The sequence below is a fragment of the Gemmata algarum genome (genome assembly GCF_034097035.1).
Taxonomy (GTDB): domain Bacteria; phylum Planctomycetota; class Planctomycetia; order Gemmatales; family Gemmataceae; genus Gemmata; species Gemmata algarum.
Window position 1 is genome coordinate 1 of sequence record NZ_JAXBLV010000220.1, and the last position, 18,755, is coordinate 18,755.

At 67.4% G+C, this 18,755-nt stretch carries 17 protein-coding genes; 12 read left to right on the top strand and 5 right to left on the bottom strand.

All coding sequences use genetic code 11. From position 1 onward, the window contains the following. Nucleotides 1–416: 416 nt before the first annotated feature. Nucleotides 417–1,397: a lysophospholipid acyltransferase family protein gene (locus R5W23_RS26395; protein WP_320688951.1), complete on the bottom strand. Its 981-nt coding sequence runs from the start codon at nucleotides 1,395–1,397 to the stop codon at nucleotides 417–419. Nucleotides 1,398–1,484: 87 nt separating this feature from the next. Further along, nucleotides 1,485–2,102: a phosphoribosylglycinamide formyltransferase gene (purN, locus tag R5W23_RS26400; RefSeq protein WP_320688952.1), complete on the bottom strand. Its 618-nt coding sequence runs from the start codon at nucleotides 2,100–2,102 to the stop codon at nucleotides 1,485–1,487. A 675-nt stretch (nucleotides 2,103–2,777) separates the two neighbouring features. On the opposite strand from purN, the gene R5W23_RS26405 reads away from it, so the two are divergent. The 6 genes from R5W23_RS26405 to R5W23_RS26430 all read left to right on the top strand — a co-directional run bounded on the left by R5W23_RS26405 (nucleotide 2,778) and on the right by R5W23_RS26430 (nucleotide 9,125). Next, a complete protein-coding gene (locus R5W23_RS26405) occupies nucleotides 2,778–3,749 on the top strand; it encodes a hypothetical protein (protein WP_320688953.1) in 972 nt (323 codons plus the stop codon). A 300-nt stretch (nucleotides 3,750–4,049) separates the two neighbouring features. Further along, entirely contained in the window at nucleotides 4,050–4,475 is a 426-nt protein-coding gene (locus R5W23_RS26410) for a hypothetical protein (protein WP_320688954.1), read from the top strand. A gap of 494 nt (nucleotides 4,476–4,969) precedes the next feature. Continuing rightward, nucleotides 4,970–5,875: a WD40 repeat domain-containing protein gene (locus R5W23_RS26415; RefSeq protein WP_320688955.1), complete on the top strand. Its 906-nt coding sequence runs from the start codon at nucleotides 4,970–4,972 to the stop codon at nucleotides 5,873–5,875. A gap of 21 nt (nucleotides 5,876–5,896) precedes the next feature. Continuing rightward, entirely contained in the window at nucleotides 5,897–6,946 is a 1,050-nt protein-coding gene (locus R5W23_RS26420) for a WD40 repeat domain-containing protein (RefSeq protein WP_320688956.1), read from the top strand. A 701-nt stretch (nucleotides 6,947–7,647) separates the two neighbouring features. Next, complete coding sequence (locus tag R5W23_RS26425; RefSeq protein ID WP_320688957.1) at nucleotides 7,648–8,241, top strand: WD40 repeat domain-containing protein; 594 nt, start codon at nucleotides 7,648–7,650, stop codon at nucleotides 8,239–8,241. 26 nt (nucleotides 8,242–8,267) lie between these two features. Continuing rightward, a complete protein-coding gene (locus R5W23_RS26430; protein WP_320688958.1) occupies nucleotides 8,268–9,125 on the top strand; it encodes a WD40 repeat domain-containing protein in 858 nt (285 codons plus the stop codon). Nucleotides 9,126–9,138: 13 nt separating this feature from the next. Here the strand turns inward: R5W23_RS26430 and R5W23_RS26435 are convergent, their stop codons facing one another. After that, nucleotides 9,139–9,807 (bottom strand): DUF1349 domain-containing protein, encoded by a 669-nt coding sequence (locus R5W23_RS26435; protein ID WP_320688959.1) that lies wholly within the window; start codon nucleotides 9,805–9,807, stop codon nucleotides 9,139–9,141. A gap of 149 nt (nucleotides 9,808–9,956) precedes the next feature. Then, complete coding sequence (locus R5W23_RS26440; protein ID WP_261190237.1) at nucleotides 9,957–11,282, bottom strand: DUF1501 domain-containing protein; 1,326 nt, start codon at nucleotides 11,280–11,282, stop codon at nucleotides 9,957–9,959. A 256-nt stretch (nucleotides 11,283–11,538) separates the two neighbouring features. Here R5W23_RS26440 and R5W23_RS26445 point away from each other — a divergent pair, with 256 nt between their 5' ends. Then, nucleotides 11,539–12,231 (top strand): class I SAM-dependent methyltransferase, encoded by a 693-nt coding sequence (locus R5W23_RS26445; protein WP_010044589.1) that lies wholly within the window; start codon nucleotides 11,539–11,541, stop codon nucleotides 12,229–12,231. 69 nt (nucleotides 12,232–12,300) lie between these two features. Here R5W23_RS26445 and R5W23_RS26450 read toward each other — a convergent pair whose 3' ends face one another. Then, the gene (locus tag R5W23_RS26450) at nucleotides 12,301–12,894 is read right to left on the bottom strand and encodes a hypothetical protein (protein ID WP_320688960.1); all 594 of its coding nucleotides are present in this window, start codon (nucleotides 12,892–12,894) and stop codon (nucleotides 12,301–12,303) included. 276 nt (nucleotides 12,895–13,170) lie between these two features. Between R5W23_RS26450 and rpmI the strand changes: the two genes are divergently transcribed. From rpmI to R5W23_RS26475, 5 genes are all read left to right on the top strand, one after another. Next, a complete protein-coding gene (gene rpmI, locus R5W23_RS26455) occupies nucleotides 13,171–13,377 on the top strand; it encodes a 50S ribosomal protein L35 (protein ID WP_010044582.1) in 207 nt (68 codons plus the stop codon). 55 nt (nucleotides 13,378–13,432) lie between these two features. Next, entirely contained in the window at nucleotides 13,433–13,804 is a 372-nt protein-coding gene (gene rplT / locus R5W23_RS26460) for a 50S ribosomal protein L20 (RefSeq protein WP_010044580.1), read from the top strand. Nucleotides 13,805–14,077: 273 nt separating this feature from the next. Continuing rightward, nucleotides 14,078–15,535 carry a TIGR04222 domain-containing membrane protein gene (locus tag R5W23_RS26465; protein ID WP_320688961.1) on the top strand — a complete coding sequence of 486 codons (1,458 nt, stop codon included), beginning with the start codon at nucleotides 14,078–14,080 and terminating at the stop codon, nucleotides 15,533–15,535. A gap of 197 nt (nucleotides 15,536–15,732) precedes the next feature. Continuing rightward, nucleotides 15,733–17,475 (top strand): Hsp70 family protein, encoded by a 1,743-nt coding sequence (locus tag R5W23_RS26470; protein ID WP_261190233.1) that lies wholly within the window; start codon nucleotides 15,733–15,735, stop codon nucleotides 17,473–17,475. Continuing rightward, complete coding sequence (locus tag R5W23_RS26475; RefSeq protein WP_320688962.1) at nucleotides 17,472–18,743, top strand: hypothetical protein; 1,272 nt, start codon at nucleotides 17,472–17,474, stop codon at nucleotides 18,741–18,743. The genes R5W23_RS26470 and R5W23_RS26475 overlap by 4 nt, the downstream gene beginning before the upstream one ends. Nucleotides 18,744–18,755 lie beyond the last annotated feature (12 nt).

The following is an 18,755-nucleotide window of genomic DNA, read 5'->3' on the forward strand; positions in this document are numbered from 1 at the left end:
GCACCACCGAGCCGTTGTTGATCGGATAATTGACATCGCTGGTCCCTAATTCCTCGCGCGGCACTTCTGGAAGTCCGCGCGGCACCGAGTGAAGCGACTGACCCCGTTACTCGCACCTGGAAGTGGAACTGTTCGCGCGAGTGGATTGGCCGCAAGTGATACCGTAATCACGTGTTGCGGCAAAGCTGTCGGGCACCGGCTTCCAGTGACTCGTCTCGAAGAGGCGAGTAATTCGGTGGTAGCAACCACCCAGCAAATTGCCAGTTCGTGGGTAGTCGAGTGGTAGCAGGAGTCCAGTCGGTACCCCATCCGCCGGTATCGCACTGTAACCCCCGTTACAGCGCCGCATCCGCTCCCCGGCCGGTCGTGCCACTTCGCTACGAACGCGGACTTGAAGGCCGCGGCCCCTCGGCCCGTTACGCCGCTTTCGCGCCCTTTGCCTTCGGCTGGTGCTTCCACCGCCGGTGGAGCCAGAAGTACTGCTCCGGGTACTCGCGGATGAGCGCTTCGAGTGCGGCGCTGTACCGCTGAGTCATGTGCTTTACCGCGTTCGGGTCGCTCGCGTACTCGCGCGGGTCGATGACGTCCGCCACCCGCACCGCGTAGAACAGCGGCGCGAGCGGGTCCGTCGGGTCGAAGTCCGGCCGCTGCGGGTACGCCGTCCGGGGCACCCGCGGTACGCCGATCACCACCATCACGGCGTCGAACTGCATCGCCATCAGCGCGACGGCCTTGTGCGTGCTCGCCGGGCGGCCGAAGAAGTCCACGAACACCCCGCGCGGGCCGGCGTCCTGGTCGGCGAGCGTCGCCACCTTCCCGCCCCCCTTCAGCACCTCGGTCAGGAACTCGAAGTCGTCGTTCTTGTCGATGATGGTTTGTCCGGTGCGCTGGCGGAAGTGGAGCGCGAACCGCTGGAGGTACGGGTTGTCGAGCGCGCGGGCGATGGCGTGGGTGCGGAACCCGCACAGCCCGAGGTGGAACCCGGCGATCTCCCAGTTCCCGAAGTGCGCGGTCACGATCAGCGCCGCCCGCCCGGTGAGCAGGTGCGGGAGCGTGAGGTTCCCTTCGGGGAGCGCAAGGTGCTTGCGCCACGTCCCCACGTGCAACTTGCGCGGGATCAGCATCAGCTCGACAACGGACTGCGCGAAGTGCCCGAACATGGCGCGCACGAGCCGGTCGGCCTTTACGGGGTCGTTCGCGAGTTCGGGGAACGCGGCGCGGACGTTTTCGAGCGCGATGCGGCGCCGGCTCTTGACCAGCGTGTACAGGAGCCACGCGAGCGCGTCCGCGACCGCGTAGGCCCAGCGCGGCGGCATCGTCTGCACCGCCGCGACGAGTAACCGCACGACCAGGTACACCGCGTAGTCCGCGGCACGGTTCCGCTGCTTTCGAGCCATTCCGAACCCTCAAAGGCGGCGGATGGTATCGCGCCCGGGTCGGCGGTGTCACCATCAGTTCGGCGCGCGCGGTCCGGCGCCGCACCGTTACCCCGAGACGACGACCCGCCGGCCCTGGACCGCGACGCGCCCCGCGGCGATCAGCCGGATCGCCTCGGGGTACGCCTCGCACTCGGCCTCGAACACGCGCGCCGCGAGCGCGTCCGGGGTGTCGGCGTCGTTCACCGGCACGCACCGCTGCACCAGAATCGGCCCGGTGTCGTAGGTGTCGTCGGCGAAATGGACCGTGCAACCGCTCACCTTGGCCCCGTAGTTCAACACCGCCTCGTGGACGTGGTGCCCGTACATTCCCTTTCCGCCGAACGCGGGCAACAGCGACGGGTGGATGTTCAGCACCTTGTGTTTGAAGTCGTCCGGAATCACGAGCAGGTGCAGCCACCCCGCGAGGCACACCAGTTCGGGCGCGAACTGGCGAACGGCGGACCACACTTCGTCCGCGAAGCTCGCGCGCTTCGGGGCCGCACGCACCACGCGGACCGGCACCCCTGCGCGTTCGGCCCGGGTCACGCCGACCGCATCCGGCCGGCTCGACACGGCCCCCACCACCTGCGCGTTCAGCGTCCCGGCCGCGATGCGGTCGATGAGGTTCTGAAGGGTCGTTCCGCCGCCACTCAGTAGGGCGACGATTCGGATCGGATCGGCCATGACACTTTCGTTCGGAGGTTCGGTGTTGCCCGGCCGTGCCGGCTGTGTTCAGCTTAGACAGTTTTGCCGCTCCCGCCGCCGCGCACCGGGGATACCTCATGCGATGGCGCTTCTGCGGATGCTTCGTGTTGCCCGCGCCGGCCGCCTTCGCTGCACTGCCGAACGTGCCGTGGGCCATCACCGACGGTCAACCGCGGTCGAACACGCCGAGCCGCACAACTCGCGCAACCGGGTGCGGTCGCGCTCCCGCGGGCGCTCGCAGACCCGTCCGGACGCTCAGCCCGTGCCGAGCACCTCGCGCGCACCGGCCTCTTCGGCAGATGGCACCGCGGGTTTCGGGAAGCGGTTTGAGGACAGAGCGGCGGGCTCAACATACTGCCCCCGAGGGGCAGTATGTTGAGCCCGAATGTGTTGAATCAAATGGCCGATTTGAATAACAAATTGCCTATCATTATTTAAGTATTTTTAAATAGTGCGGTTTATTTTTTCTTGACGCGGCCTCTGGGAGGCTAGTAATTTCGCATCTCTGATTGGACCTTGCGTTGATGCCGGGTGCTTGTCACGCCCGGTACTCGTCGGTGCGAATGGATAACGAGTTGAGTGCGGGTGCGCGTCCCCTATCGATTCCGCGGGCCGGGGGCGTCGCGCCCGGCCGTTTCCTACTGAGGTGCCGCCGTGAAGAGGTTGCTCGCGCCGATCGTCGTTGTTGCGCTCGCGTGTTCCTCATCAAAATCCTGGTCCCAAACCGACCACTCAGACACCAAAGCGGTGATCGACAAAGTGGTCAGCGGTCATAAGGAGCTTGAACAGTCGTTCGGCGGGATCGCGTTCAAAGGGTCGGTCACCGTTGCGGGCCACAAGCGGCCCCGCGAGTACGTCCTACAAGACGGCATGTTCCGCCTCGCGACGGAAGCGCCGACCGACCCGAAGGACTCCGAACCCGTGTCCAAGATCCTACTCCGGTCGAAGAAGAAGCTCTACGAGGTCCGCAAGGGTTCTGGGGCACACATCCTCACGTCCATGAGTGACGAACTTCCGAAGCCGGCGAAGCTTAACATGGATCTGTTTATGGCTTCGCCGTACAGCAGTTTCATGTTCCTGGGCCGCCGCATGACGGAGTGGATCGAGGACCCCGCGTTCAAGGTCGTGGCCGCGACGGAGCCTGACGCGGGTTCGGTGACCACCGTGTCGTTCGAGTACGCTCCTGAAGGAAAATACGTTGAAGGAGAGGGCTACCCGCGGATGCGTGGGACGGTGTCGTTCGACGCCAGCAAACACTGGGCGATCCGAAAGGTTGATTACGTGATGCCTCATCCTGCAAAAGCGGGCAAGGATATTGATATGTCGATTGTTGTCAATTACGGGCACCGCGTTGACAGCGTGGAGGCGCCTCAGACGGTTGAGTTTCGGATCGCCGGGACCGCCCAACTGCTCTGGCTGTTCCAAATGGAAGAGGCCCGACGGGTGGCGCTTGGGTACGACGATTTTACTCCCAAAGCGTATGGCATACCGGTTTCGTATGAGGACGAGTTGGCGAAGCCCGTTCGGTCGTATGCGTGGGCGGTTTTGGCGGCGGCAGGCGTTGCCGCGATTGTCGTCGCGTTCTGCATCTGGCGCTGGGGCGCCCGGTTGCCGGAGGGAGCGTGACGAATGGCGCCCGAGCGTCTGCCTCCTGGGTGGAAGGCTGCGGGCGAACGTTCATGACGGCCGAGAACGCGGAGGGTCGGTTCGCTGCGCACCGCCCGCCCGGCCCGGATCGGGTGATTTCGGTGACCGTGGGCGGCGTTTCACTTCTTGAGCCCGTGCGCGGATGGGGCGGGGCGTTTTCGCCCACAGTGCCGGGCGGGTTCCTGACCGGTGGCGCGGCGGACGCCTGCCCCGCACTCGCGACCCGCGCCGAGGCTGAAATCGTTCCCGTCACTTGACCGAAATTGGGTGGTACCGCGTATGCGCCTGCTTTCGATGTGGGTCTGCGTGCTGGTCGGGGTCGCGTGTTTGGGGCTGTCTGTCTGGTTCTACCCGCGGGCCTCGCACCCGCCAGGAGTCGTGGTCGATCAGCCCACGCGGGTCGGGCTCCGGTACCCGATGGGTGCCCGCACCGTGTCATTCGCCTTACGGAACCCACACGCGACCGCCGGGCGGATCGTCGGGGCGTGCGAGGTGTGTGAAACCAGTCAAGCGTATTGCCAGTTCCGCTTACTGACGCCGTTACCGGTGGACCTACCGCCGGGCGCTGAGCACGTGGTCGAGTGTGAGCTGGTGCTTCGGAAGCCTGGGCGGTTCGTCGGCGAGCTTCACCTCTACGTTTCGGCGAACGGTTCGCAAGAGCTCACATTCCATGTCGAAGGCGAGGTCGATCCGCTCGGCGAATGACGACCAGCATCCCTTTACATTTCCCCTGATAGTTGAGGGCGCCTGACATCGAATCCGGCAGTTCCGTATGCACGCCGTATTCTGTAGCCGGCCTCTGTCAACGAATTTCAATCCTGGGAAGCCGAATCCGGGCAACCACTTAGGAACTGAGGGCCGGCGGGCTATTTGGGCGCTCGATGGCCGGCTTGATCTCGCCCGCGTTAGAGTGCCTCAATCCCCACAGATTTCATGACCATTCGCAACTTCGGCGTCCCAGGATTGAAATTCGCTGTGTGAGGCCGGTGGTAGACGGGTGGTGTCGCACCGGCCTCACAGAGGCCGGCTACAGGAAGCCGTTACTCTTCAACCGGATTCGGTATGAGGCTTTGAAGGGCACCGATACCAAATCGGTTGAACAGTAACCGCCGCTGCTCCCTTGCAACGGGTGCCATCGAGGCTACCGTGAGGGCGAAGAGCGCTCCAGGCTGTCGAGCGCGGCTCCGGTGAGGGTGGCGATGCGGGTTCTCGACGCGGGCGCAAACGGGGCCGGGTCGGTGTGCTTCTCCCCGGATGGGAGAACCCTGGCCGTCGGCGGCCGGGCGGTCGTTGTGTTCTCGCTGTTCGACGACCGACGCTTGCCGGTCCGGCTCCGAACCGGTGCGGTCCGCCAGCTCGCCTTTCATCCCCACCTGCCGCGGTTGTTCGCGCTCGCCGGTAACGACTTCCGGGTCGACGACATCGACGACAGCGGCTTCCGCCCGCGGTTCCAGCGCCTAACTTACGCCGATCGGTTCGCGCTCGGACCCGACGGCGGTGCGGTGCTCAGCGGGCGGTTCGATCTGGAGCGGAACGGTTCCCGCCTGCGGCGGTATGCTGATGTCTCCAACGCGATCGATACGGACTGGCCGACCGACCCGGCCGGCGACGGGAACCTGCACTGGGGGCTGGCCTGGGTTCCCGGTACCGACCGCTTCGCGGTTGCGGAGTGGGAAGGCGAGTTTCCCGAATACCGCACCGCCGTGACTGTGCGCGCCGCGGCAACCGGTGGGGTGGTCGCGAAAACGGTGTGGGGCTCGTCGGCCTGCACCCTGGCGGCCGCGCCGGACGGGACGCTGATCGCGGCTGCGAAGGCGGTACTTGCGGTCTGGCCCGGGGGCGACCTCGCCCGCCCGCCGCGCACGATCGCCAACGACAGCCGGAAGCACTTTACGGGTATCGCGTTTCACCCGTCGGGCCGGTACTTCGCGGCCACGAGCAACGACGCCACCGTGAAGCTGTACGACACGGCCTCCTGGGAAGCCGTTCGCACCTTCGCGTGGGACATCGGGCGTACCCTGTCGGTCGCGTTCTCGCCCGACGGCGCGCTGGCGGCTGTGGGGAGCGACACCGGCAAGGTCGTGGTCTGGGACGTGGATCTCTGACGTGGTACCGTTTAAAGAACGATGTTAACACTCAAATCCGATCTGACACCGGAGAGCGGCTCACGGAGGCCGGCCCGGCTGGCCTTCTCGCCCGACGGTACCGCTCTGCTTACGTCCGTCGGGGACCGCGTTCAAGTGTGGCCGCGGTGGCTCGACCAGCCGCCCCGCCCGGCGGTCACGAACGAGGGCGCGCTGGAGCGGGTGGCGCTCAACCCCGACGGATCGCTCGTGTACCTCTATCGGTCCGGGAACAGCTTCACCGACGTACTCACCGTCGCCACCGGGACGACCAAGGGGGCGGGGTTACCCAAGGATGCCCCGTCGTGGGCACATTTCGACGCGACCGGCGGGTTCTTTTTGGTGTCCCACGGGCAGGGGTGGCTCACGCGGTACGATTACGCCCCGGAGCTCAAGAACAAGGTGCGCAAAGCGTGGGCGCTGGCGCGGTACTCCGAAGGCACTGGCCGGCACCGCCGCCCGCTCGGGTCGCACTACTGGTTTGGTGCCATTTGCGGTTCGGGCGGTGTATTCGTGACTCTGGAGTACAAGTTCGGTCGCGGCGAACCGTTTGATGGTCTCACCGTGCGTTCGGTGGCCGACGGCTCGGTTGTGTTTCACCGCGCGCTCAAGTCGGACGAAGCGAACAAGCTACTCGATAAGGCCGGTCTGGCGCTCGCCGTCCACCCCACGGGCGGGTACATGGCCTACCCGGACGGTCCCGACGTGCGACTGCGGGCGCTGGCCGAGGGCGTGAAGGTGCGGGCGAAGGTGACCGTGCTGAAGAAGCCCGCGGCGAAAAAGGTCGCGGCAAAAGCTACCGCGAAGAAGGCCAGAAAGCCGAAGTCGCCGCCGGAGGTGACCGCTGTGACGTTTAACCCCGCGGGCACGGTTCTGGCGGCAGCAAGCGAGAGCGGGGCCGTAACGCTTTACGACACGCAGTCGTGGAAGGCCGTCGGGGCGTTCGACTGGAAGATCGGGCCGTTGCGGGCGGTGTGCTTCAGTGCTGACGGGACCCGGGCGGCGGTGATCAGCGACGCCGGAACCGTCATGGTGTGGGACGTGGATGTGTGACCCGAGGTCGGAACCGGTATCCCGGCCTGTATTCTGTAGCCGGCCTCACAGAGGCCGGTGGTAGACGGGTGGTGTCGCACCGGCCTCACCGAGGCCGGCTACAGAAAGCCGTTACGCTTCAACCGGATTCCGGTCGTTTCCAGTTGGCGTGCCCCGCACGGGCCTTTGAGTGTGGTCCGCTCACTCCGTGAGCGGTCGGCCCGCGCGTCCGACTAGCCCCACGGGATTGCCGCCCCGTCGTTGCGCGCCGCGCCCATCCGGTACCCGGAGCGACCGCTCACGGAGTGAGCGGACCACACTCAAAGGCCTGTGCGGGGCACGCCAACTGGAAACCACTGGATTCGGTGTGACCCGAGGTCGGAACCGGAAGAGCCGTCGTGCGCATTATTCAGAGTTTCACCTCGCGCCCGCTGGACCGACTCACAATCGGCCCCGGCGGCTTGGTTGTGGCGGCTTACAGTCAGTTCACTGCGGCTGGCGGCGCGGAAGCGTGGGACGCGAGCACCGGGGCACGTGTGTGGAGAATCGCGTTCGAACTGGATGCGTTTCGGTACTGCTCGTTTTTGCTCGGCGGTACGTACCTTTTCGTCTCCAATTTCGAGTGCGATCGGCTGTTCGCACTGCCTCCGGGAAGAGAACCCGTTGAAGTGTCGCAAACGAAGGGGGGGAACGAAAATGCCGCTGCTGACGACCGGGTAATTGTGGCGCGGGGGGGAGTGGCCCCGGCCCTGTCGTGCTGGGGCGTGCCGGACATGAATGTCCGGTGGGTTCGTGACCGCGAGTACCGCTGGAACTCTGACACGTATTTTGGCTCGGTTGCTTTGGCTCCGACTGGAAACCGGTTCGCGCTCTCCGTTTACGAAGGGCTCGCGTACCCGAAGCAGTCCGTTCAGGTTCGCGACGCCGCGGGCGGCGAACTCCGGGTGTCCGTTCCAATGGATTCGGCGAGCCCGGTTCGACAACTCGCGTTCACCGCCGCCGGGGTGAAGCTGCTGGTTCGCACCGATAGCCGCACGGTTCAGATGTTCGACGCGATCACCGGCGCCCCCGTGGGCGAGCTGGTTCACCCCGGACGGTCGTTTGTAACCGGTATCGCGGTTCACCCCGGCGGCACGGTCGCGTGCGCCAGAAACGACGGCACGGTCACCCTTTGGGACGCGGAGAAATGCGAGCGGGTCCGCACCTACGACTGGAAGGTCGGGAAGCTGGTTTCGGTGGCGTTCTCGCCGGACGGCGCGCTGGCCGCGGCCGGTAATGAGGACGGCCAGGTGATCGTTTGGGACGTTGACCTCTGACCGCCCGTCGCACATATCATGAGCGGATGCTGATCTGGAAAGGGCACTCGCGGCCCGTTGACGCGCTCGCGTTCGCCCCCGACGGGAACGCGCTCGCGCTGAGCGGATACTATCTGGCGTGCAAGCTCATCGACCCGATTACCGGCGCGCGGCTCTGGACCGCGGAAACGAACTCGGCGGTCGGGTTGTCGCTCGCGTTCGTTCCCGACGGCGTGTTGTGTCGGCCGAGCGGGCTGGCGGTACTGGACCGGAACACCGGGGGCGAAATTCGGCGGTTCGGCGACCGGTGCCAGTCGTTCGCACCGGCCCCGGACGGGCGCACCGTGTTCGTCGCCGGTACGCGCAACGACCGCGTGAGCCGCTACGACCTTAACACCGGAACCGCGGGCGCCGAGGTGGAGCTCGAGTCCGGGGCCGTTAACCGGCTCGCGGTGTCGCCCGACGGGAAGTGGCTCGCCGCGGTCGGGTGTAAGCGGTTCTATTTGCTCGAAGCCGACACGCTCGAAGAGCGAGCGAGCGAATCGCACCGGGCGCTGTCGAGCGGGACGTTTGCGCTGGCGCTCAGTCCGGACGGGCGGTTTTTGGTTTACTCCGCCGGGCGCGAGATGTTCGTTCGTGAAGTGCCGGAGTGCCGCGAGATCGCCGGGGTGCAGTTGGCGGCCAAACCCTTCATGGACGCCGCGTTCAGCCCGGACGGGCGGTCCCTCTTGACCGCCAGCAAAGAAGGCGCGGTACGGGTGTACTCGACGACCTCGTGGGAGTTGGAGAAGTCGTTCGATTGGGGGATCGGCCCGTTGCGCGCGGTCGCCGTCTCGCCGGACGGCACGCGGGCCGCCGCGGCCGGGGACGCCGGCCGCGTGGTGGTGTGGGATCTGGAAGTGTGACCGCTCCTCCGGATCACTTCTTGAGGGGCGTGATCGTGAAACCGTCGAACGTGGCGTGCAGTTTCTGGCAGGTGCAGTGACTCAGGTACACGGAAACGGTCACCTCGTCGGGGAAGTCCAGCTTCTCGCCGAACGCTTGCGGCGCGGCCCAGTCCTTGCCGTCGAAGCTGTACGACACGGTGACGGTCTTGTCTTTGCGTGTGACCTCGAAGTAAACGGTTTGCCCCTGCTCCACCTCCTTCAAGCTGGTCCCGCCACCGCCCTGCGCGTCAATGAACCGGTCCGTCCATACGGACCGCTGCGGGGTGTCGTACAGTTCCCCGTTGTTGTCGTGGTTGTACAACTGAAGCAGGTAGTGCGAGAGGCTGTAACCGCCGCCTTTGATGGACAAACCGGCGTGAGAGTGCGGCTGACGGGCGTCGCCCTTGGCGGGGGTGGCGACATCGGCCAGCGTCACACGCGCCGTGAAGTCCCCGCGGACGGTGCGGGTGACGCGCATGTCGGCGGGGCCGTCCCCGGTCGCGCGGAGTGTAAGCTGCTTGCCCTTTAACTCGAACTGGCCCTCGCCTTCGGGTTTTCCCCAGTGCTTGGCGATCAGCTCTTTTTCGGACGGCGGCGGCACCGGGGCCGCCACCGCCCACGTACTCGCGCCCACGGTCGCCAGCAAAAAGGCACGCATCATGCGGCGGTCCTCGTTTTCATTCACGATCCGGCCAGTGGTGCTTGTTTCTTGTGGCACAGACATTCCTGTCTGTGCAGCACTCGGAGGTTGCACAGACAGGAATGTCTGTGCCACAAGAAACAAGCAGACACCAACAACCGAGCCGTGAATCAGTACAGTTTTTCGATGGGAAGGACACCACCCGGGAGAATGGGGTTGGGTCGGTTCGACACATCGTACACCATCGCGTGCGGGTCGAGGCCCAAATTCTTGTACACGCTCGCCAGCACGCTCGGGTACGGGATCGGGTCGTCCTTGGCCTCGCCAGCGGCGCTGTCGGTGCTGCCGATCACCTGCCCGGTTTTCATCCCGCCGCCCGAGAGGAGCGCGAAGTTCACCCGGGACCAGTGGTCGCGGCCCGCGTCCTTGTTGATCTTCGGGGTGCGGCCGAACTCGCCCCACACGCACACCGTCACGTCGTCCTGGAGCCCGCGGGTGTAGATGTCCTCCACCAGCGCCGAGACGCCGGTGTCGAACAGCGGCAGGTGGTCCTTCAGGTACTTGAAGTTGTTCCCGTGCGTGTCCCAGAAGCCGTAAGCCACCGTGACCACGCGGCACCCGGCTTCGACGAGCCGGCGGGCCATCAGGAGCTGGTCGTTCCACTGCGGGGCGCCGTCGCCGAGGTGCCGCGGCGAGCCCTTCCCGTACCGCTCGCGGAGCTTCGGGCTCTCCTTCGTCACGTCCAGCGCTTCCACCAGCTTGCTGGACGTGAGCACGTCGAACGCCCGGTCGTGGAACGTGTCGGCGCTGACGGCGTTGCTCTGGCCGGCGGTCTTGCGGAACGCGTCCACCCGTTCGAGGAGGGCCTTCCGGTCCTGGAGCTCGGCCGGGGTGACCGCGAGGTTCTTCATCACCGCCAGTTCGTCGCCGTCCACCTTCGCGGGCGCGGCGCTGCGGCCCAGGTTCGCGGGGCCGGGGGTGTTGTACGGCTTGTGCTGCATCGTGGGCGACAGGTCCACGAACGCGGGCACGGTGGGGTCGGTCTGGCCCTGCATCCGGGCCACCACGCTGCCGAAGTGCGGCTTGTTCTCGCGCCGCGCGGCGTCCATCGTCGTGGCCGTGTAGCTCTGCCAGGAGCTGTGCTCGTCCCGCTGGCCCACCAGCGAGCGGATCACCGCCAGCTTGTCGGCGCACTTCGCCAGCTTCGGCACGTGCTCGCCGAACTGAACGCCGGTCACGTTCGTGCCGATGGGCTTGAACTCGCCCCTGAGTTCTGCCGGGCCGTTGGGCTTCAGGTCGAACGTGTCCTGGTGCGCCATCCCGCCCGACAGGTACACCATGATGACCGATTTGTGCGACGTCCGGCCGCTTTTGGCCTCCGCCCGCATGAGGTCCGGGAGCGTCAGCCCGCCGACGCCGAGCGCACCGACTTTGAGGAACGACCGGCGCGACAGGCCGTCGCAGTACCGGGTGCGGTTGCCGAAGACGGTCAGCATGACGTGCTCCGTGGCGGAGGCGGGTGGCGGGAGGCGCGAGGCAGTGATTGGTGATTGTAAACGGAGCGGTTGGCACGTGCAACGGCTCGCCGAGTGGCTTGGCGGGCGGCCGGTCGTGGTTTCGTTTCGGCCCGCGCGGGCCTCGTGCGGAACGTGTGCGCCCGGCCGGCCCGAACTCGATCGATCTGAGGGGCCGCAGCTTCGCCGCCGTCTTGCGCCCTGGCTTCTCCCGGTGGACGCCATAACATCACCCGGGATGCCGCCGCGATTTCATTGCACCCCGCCGGAAGCCGTCGCCGAAACCGTTCGCGAAACGGTGTTCGTCGATGACTACACGTTCCGCATCGACCGCCCCGCCGAGGGCGACAAGCTGCTCGACCACCCGTGGTGCCGGTCCGCCTACGCGGCGGACGACTACGTCCCGTACTGGCCGACGCTGTGGCCCAGCGCGCGGATGCTCGCGAAGGCCGTGCTGCGCGAGCCGTGGGACACGTACCCGCAGCCCGTCGAGGTGCTGGAAATCGGGTGCGGGCTGGGGCTGGCGGGGGTGGCGTGCCTGGCCAAGGGGCTCCAGGTCACGTTCTCCGACGTGGACGAAACGGCCCTCACGTTCGCGGCGCGGAACGCCCGGTTGAACGGCTTCAGCCGCGGGTTCACGACGCGGCCCGTTGACTTCCGCTGCCCGCCCGACGACGAGAAGTACGGCGTCGTGATCGGGTCGGACCTGATGTACGAGGAGCGGCTGGTGGAGCCGCTCGTACACCTCCTGGAGTCGGTTCTCGCGCCCGGGGGCGTGTGCCTGATCGCCGACCCGGACCGGCTCCCGGCCCGCGTGTTCCGGTGGAAGCTCGAAGAGGCCGGGTACAGCGTGACGCCCGATTTCGCACGCGCCGGCGAGCCCGGGGGCGAGCGCACCAAGGGCACCATCTACCGCATCCGCCGCATCTAAACTCCAGAGCCGCCCATACTCGCACCGAACAACGGCGAACGGACGGCCGAAAAGGCTATCGCTGGCGCGTCACTTTTGGGTCGGTTTGCCGGGCGTGAACGACTGGAGCACCCAGACGTCCTTGCCGTTGTCGGTCATCCGCACGAGGCCGACGTTCGGTGCGTACCACGCGGAAACGGTCCGCTGCCCGTTGGCCTGGGGTTGCGCGAGATCGACTCGGACGGCGTCGAACGTTCCGGCCGCGACCGTGATTTTCTCGAGCGCCGCGATGGTTCCGGTGCCCTCCGCACCGCTGGTTTTGACCTCCCAGGTGGTGCCCACCCGAACCGGCGACTGGAGAAAGACGAGCGGCGCGTTGAACGCGCCGCCGCCCAAGCCCAGCCGGGCGAGGCCGCCGTCGGTCACCTGCATCACGTCGTCCACGGCGTTGACGCCTTGCCCGTTCGGGGCCACGACCGTCACCACCTTGGCGCCTTGCACCTCTTTCGAGTCTTCCACCCGGTCGATGATCTGAGCGCGGTCGTTGTACACCCACTTCGTGCCGGGCACGAGCGGGTAGTAGTACACGGGCTCCGGGGTCCTCATCAGGTGCTTGGGCACCGGGGCGGCCGTGCCGGACGGGACAACGGCGAACGCGGCGAGCAGGACAGCGAATCGGCTCACGGGGCATCTCCGGGCGGAGCGGGAGGGTCGCTTCGTTCCGTATGGTAACCTGCCGCGATTGGTGCCGCCAGTGGCCCCTTTTCGCCCCGCGTCACACTCCCTACAATCGCAGTTCCGAGTAATTCCGGCCGAGACGACGGGCGTCCCGGCCGACGCGAACGACCGGCCTCGGACCGCGCAACCTTTGGTGAGCCGGTGAGGGTCGTTAACCGAGTGCCGCGGGGAACCAAGTCGGGGCCGTCCGAGCCCCGCTCCCGAGCACGGAGCTGTCGAGTCATGGCCACCAAGAACAAGACGAACAAGAGCGTCAAGAAGCGGATCCGCGTGACCGCCACCGGCAAGCTGAAGTACGGCAAGGTCGGCCGGCGCCACTTGAACGCCCACATCAAGACCAAGCGGAAGCGCCAGCTCCGCAAGGCCGGGATCATCGGCGACCGCCCCCGGGTGCAGAAGAAGTACAAGATCGCCCTCGGCGTTCTGTGAGTCGCTGCTCACCCGCACTCTTGTCTCATCAACATTCTTACACCAGGGGTAGGTCATGGTTCGCGCTCGTAGTAAGGCTACAACCGCTCGTCGCAAGAAGCGGCTCCGCAAACTCACGAAGGGCTTCCGCCTCGGCCGGCACAACCTGTTCCGGATGGCGAAGACCACGCTGCTCCGCGCCCGCACGTACGCGTTCCGCGACCGGAAGGCGAAGAAGCGCGAGTACCGGCGGATCTGGATCGTCCGCATCAACGCCGCCTGCCGGATGCGCGGCATGCGGTACAGCGAGTTCATCCACGGCCTGCAACTGTCGCACATCGCGCTCGACCGCAAGTCGCTGTCGGAGATCGCGATCCACGACCCGGCCGCGTTCGACAAGCTGGTCGAGATCGTGAAGGCCACCCTCGCCGCCAACGCGCCGAAGTAAATTCAGAAGAGTGATTGGCCGCAAAAAAGCACAAAGGGCACAAAAGGGAACCGAAGACCAAAGCAGAAGAGTGAGTTCAAAACACGTCTTCTGTCTTGGTCTTCGGTTTCCTTTTGTGCCCTTTGTGCTTTTTTGCGGCCAATCCTCTTTCTATGCCTTTGTCTTCTTATGTTCTTGCGGCTGCCCCTCTTCTTGTCTTCTTCTTGAACGCCCCAGGTCCGCGAACGAAGTACACTGTGGATAGAACGCACTTACTTCCTTCGGGACACGCTCATGTCTCGCCCTTTGGTACCGGCTGAGGCGGAACTGCTCGGACGGCTCCTCGCGTTCGACATCGACGGCGGCGCGGTCGCGCTACCGTTCGCCGCCCGACTCGCCCGCGAGCACGGTTGGTCGCGCTCCTACGCCGAGCGCGTCATCGAAGAGTACAAGCGGTACGTTTTTCTGGCCGCCACGGCCGGGTTCAAGGTGTGCCCGTCCGAGGACGTGGACGCCGCGTGGCACCTGCACCTCACGTACACAAAATCTTACTGGCAGAGGCTCTGCGGCGAGTTAATTGGCCGCCCGCTGCACCACGAGCCCACGACGGGCGGACCGGCAGAGGGCGAGAAGCACCTCCGGATGTACGCCGCCACGCTCGGCGCTTACGAAGAGGCGTTCGGCCGCCCACCGCCGGCGGACGTGTGGCCCGACGCCGACGCGCGGTTCGGCGACGACACCCGGCACCGCGTCGTCAACACCGCCCGGAACTGGGTCATCCCGAAGGCTCCCATCAAGCGGGCCGCCGGTCTGGCCGCGGGGTTCGTGCTGGTCGCGGTCTTGCTGCCGGGGTGCGACGACTCGTTCAACCCGTTCGCGCTGAAACGCGCCGACATCCTCTTCCCTCTCGTGCTGTCGCTCGTCGCGGCCGTGTGCGGGGGGCGGGTGATCCGGTCGGTGCTGCGAACCCCGAACGCGACGCCCGGTGACGACGCCGTCGTGCTGAACTGGGAGCAGACCGCGTACCTCGGCGGCGGTACGGAGCGTCTGACGACCGCGGCGCTCGCGCGGGTCGTCGGCCGCGGGCTGGCGGAAGTCGCTCCGGACGGCAAGACGCTCCGCGCGGTCGGCCCGCCGCCGGAGGACGCGAGCGCGGTGGAACGCGCGGTCCTCGGTTCGCTGCCGGTGTCGAACGAGCTGGCCGCCCTGAAGCCGGTGGAACTGGCCGTAGGGGCCGCGTTCGCTCAGGAGGCCGAGCGGCTCGCGCGCGACGGCGTCACCCTCCCGGTGGCGCGGAAGATTCGCATCGCGCTGGCCTCACTGCTCCCGTTCGCGCTGGTCTATTTGTGCCTCGTGCTCCCGCAGTTCGTCTTCGCCGTTTGGGCCGGCCGGTCGGTGTTTTTCCTCGTGATCGTGTCGGTCGGCGGCGGGGTGGTGGGACTGGCCACCCTGCTGTCCGGCTCGCTCCGCCTCACCAACCGCGGCCGGGCGGTCCTTGCGAAACAGAGGACGCGCCACGAGACGCTGAAGTCCGCGGCGCGGTGGGAGAGCACCGGCGACGTGGGGATGGCGGTGGCGCTGTTCGGGACCGCGGTACTGGCGGGCACCGCGGTCGCGCCGCTCCAGGCGTGGTACCCGCGGCAAACCGGTGAGGCGTCGCCGAGCGGGTGCAGTTCCGGGTGCGGGTCGGGGTGTGGCGGGGGCGACGGCGGCGGTGGGTGCGGGGGCGGCTGTGGTGGGGGCGGCGACTGACCGCCGGCGGTGCCCGCCGCGTGACGCGCGCAGTGCCTTCCACTTTACGACGTTCAACGTGCCGACTTGAGACAACTGCGTCTCCCGTGACTACCCGGACGGTTCTCGAACGGGTACGATAGCGCAGCAGCTGAACCTCCGGCGGCGTGCGGCGGTCTTTCCGGTCGCCCTGCTCTGCGCTCCACGGACGCCCGCGAATGGACCCCGTCATCGGTATCGACCTCGGTACCACCAACTCCGCCGCCGCGTTCCTCACCGACGACGGCCCCGAGATCATCCCGAACGCGATCGGCGGCCGGCTCACGCCCTCCGTCGTCGGCGTGGACGAGCGCGGCGCGGTGCTGGTCGGCGCCGCGGCCAAAGAGCTGCAAGTGCTGAAGCCGGACCGCTGCGCGAGCCTGTTCAAGCGGTACATGGGCACCGACCGCACGCTCACCGCCGGCGGGCGCGAGTTCACCCCCGAAGAGCTGTCGAGCCTGGTCCTGCGGGCGCTCAAGGCCGACGCCGAAGCGTACTTCAAGCGCCCGGTGTCGCGCGCGGTCATCACCGTGCCGGCGTACTTCAACGACCGGCAGCGCAAGGCGACCATCGCGGCGGGGCGGATCGCCGGCTGGGCCGTCGAGCGCATCCTGAACGAGCCGACGGCCGCGGCCATCGCCTACGGGTTCCACGACGCGGGGGCCGACAAGAAGCTGCTCGTGTTCGACCTGGGCGGGGGAACGTTCGACGTGTCGGTGGTGGAGCTGTTCGAGGGCACACTCGAGGTGAAGGCGTCCAGCGGCGAGAGCGCGCTGGGCGGCGAGGACTTCACCCGGGCGCTGGCGGCGCGGCTCCTGGCCGCGCAGGGCGTGTCCTACGAGCAGGCGGAGGCCCGCACCCCCAAGCGCGTGTCGCGGCTGATCCAGCAGTGCGAGCGGGCGAAGTGCGCCCTCAGCCGCGAGGGAACCGTTACCGTTCGGGTGCCCGACGAGCACGGGGAGTTCGGCGCCGGGTGCGCGGAGGTGCCGGTCACGCGGGCGCAGCTCGACGCGTGGGTGTCGCCGACGCTGGCCCGGGCCGAGCTGCCCGTGCGGCGCGTGCTGGGCGACGCCCGGCTGACCCGCGACCAGATCGACGAGGTCATCCTGGTCGGCGGCGCGACCCGGATGCCGCTGGTGGTGAGCCGCGTCACCGAGCTGCTCGGGAAGGAGCCCCGCCGCCGCCTCAACCCGGACGAGGTGGTCGCGCTCGGGGCGGCGGTCCAGGCCGGGCTGGTCGGCCGCGCCGCCGCGGTCGAGGAGCTGGTGGTCACCGACGTGGCCCCGTTCACCCTCGGCGTCGAGGTGAGCAAGGACCTCGGCCCGGAGAGCCGCAGCGGGTACTTCGACCCCGTGATCGACCGCAACACGACGATCCCGGTGAGCCGCGTGAAACGGTACTCGACCGCACACCCCAACCAGACGTCGATCAACGTGCGCGTGTATCAAGGAGAGTCGCGCCGCACCGACGACAACCTGCTGCTCGGCGAGTTCGAGGTGCGGGGCGTCCCGCCCGGCCCGGCGCACCAGCCGGTGGACATCCGGTTCACCTACGACCTGAACGGCGTGCTCGAGGTCGAGGCCACGGTGGTCGCCACCAAGAAAACGACCTCGCACGTGATCGCGCGGCACGCCCAGGGCATGACGGAGGCGCAGGTGCGGGCCGCCGTGGCCGCGATGGCCAAGCTCAAGACGCACCCGCGCGACGAGGAGGTGAACCGGTTCGTGCTGCTCCGCGCCGAGCGCGCGTTCAAGGAGCTGCCGGCGGAACTGCGTGACGCTCTCGGGCGGCTCCTCGACGGCTTCGAGGCCGCCCTCGGGAAGCAGGACCCGGCCGTCATCGCCCAGCACCGCGAAGAGCTGGAACGGTTCCTCGCGGCGTACGACCCGCAAGGAGACGAACCGAACGGAGACGCCCCATGACCGCCGACCCCCGTGCCCGGTGGGCCGAGCAGTTCGGGATCCCCGCCGACGCGCCCCCGGACGAGGCGGCGGCGGCGTTTCTGCGCAGCCTGCCGGCGGACCTGGTGCCCATGCCCGTGCAGGCACTGGCGGCCGGTGAACTCGCCGGTGCCGAGCTCCCGACCGGGCTGGAGAACGGACGCGAGACGGCTCTCGATGCGGATGTGGAAGCGTTCGCGGGGCGGTTCTGGTCGTTGTCCCCCGCCGAGCGGCTTTTAGACTGGGACCGCCTCTCGCACCGCGGCGCGAACCCGGTGCGGCTGCGCGAACTCGAACCGGGGCTGGACGCGGCCCCCGCCGCGCTCGGCGACCCCGTTGCGGAGGAACTGGCCGAGCAGTTCCGCACGTTGTTCGTGCTGCCGCCGCGAGCGCGGGCGATCCGACGCGCGCAGTGGCTCCTCGCCCACGCCGACGGCATTGACCGGTGGCGGTCGGCGCTGCTGGTGGTGCAGCGCGACGCCCCGGCCCTGGTCGCGCTCGAGCCCCGGCTGCGGACCGCCCTCGACCCGACGTTCGACCCCGCCGCGCTGGTTGCAGGCGCGCAGGCGCCGCCTGTGGAAGACGGCATTGCGGATTTCACGCGCCGCTTGCGCCAGTCGGAAGCGAGCGAGCCGAGTAAACCAAGAACGTCGAGGAGAGCAAGAGGCGAGCAATTTGGACAGAATTTTGTTCTTATATTTTTAGCAATAATGGCCTCAGTTGCCGTTAATGCAATCAGACGCCCTAACGATGGGCGCACAAGCCATCCTCCGGTTCCCGACCCCGGAGCCGAGTTGCGCCGAGCGCTCTCGGAGCTCGCCCGAAGGGGATCAACAGCGCCGGATCGAGGGGAGGCGCGCGGGCGGAACTGGAAGCTGCCTTCCGGGCAACGAGATACTGGACCGGCGGTCGAATCCAAGCCGTCGGCCGATGGCGAATGGGCCGCGGAGCCCCGCGGTCCCGCGCTCCAAGATCCGGACCTTACGCCCGCGGACCGGATCGCGTGCATACGGTACGAGCAAGAGCTGACCGCCGGCCGCCCCGCCCGCCGCCCGCCCGCTTACGAGAGGTGGCTACAGACCCGGCCGGGCACGACCGAGCCGGTCGGGGAGCGGGTGCGGCTGGACTTGGTTCTGGTTACCGAGTGCCAGCAGTACGACCGTGGGGGCGGCGCGCGCCCGGCCCGATACACCGACTGGGTCAAGGCCGGGAAGCCGTCTACCCCCGGCGAATACACCGTTCCTCGTTAGCCACCCTCACCG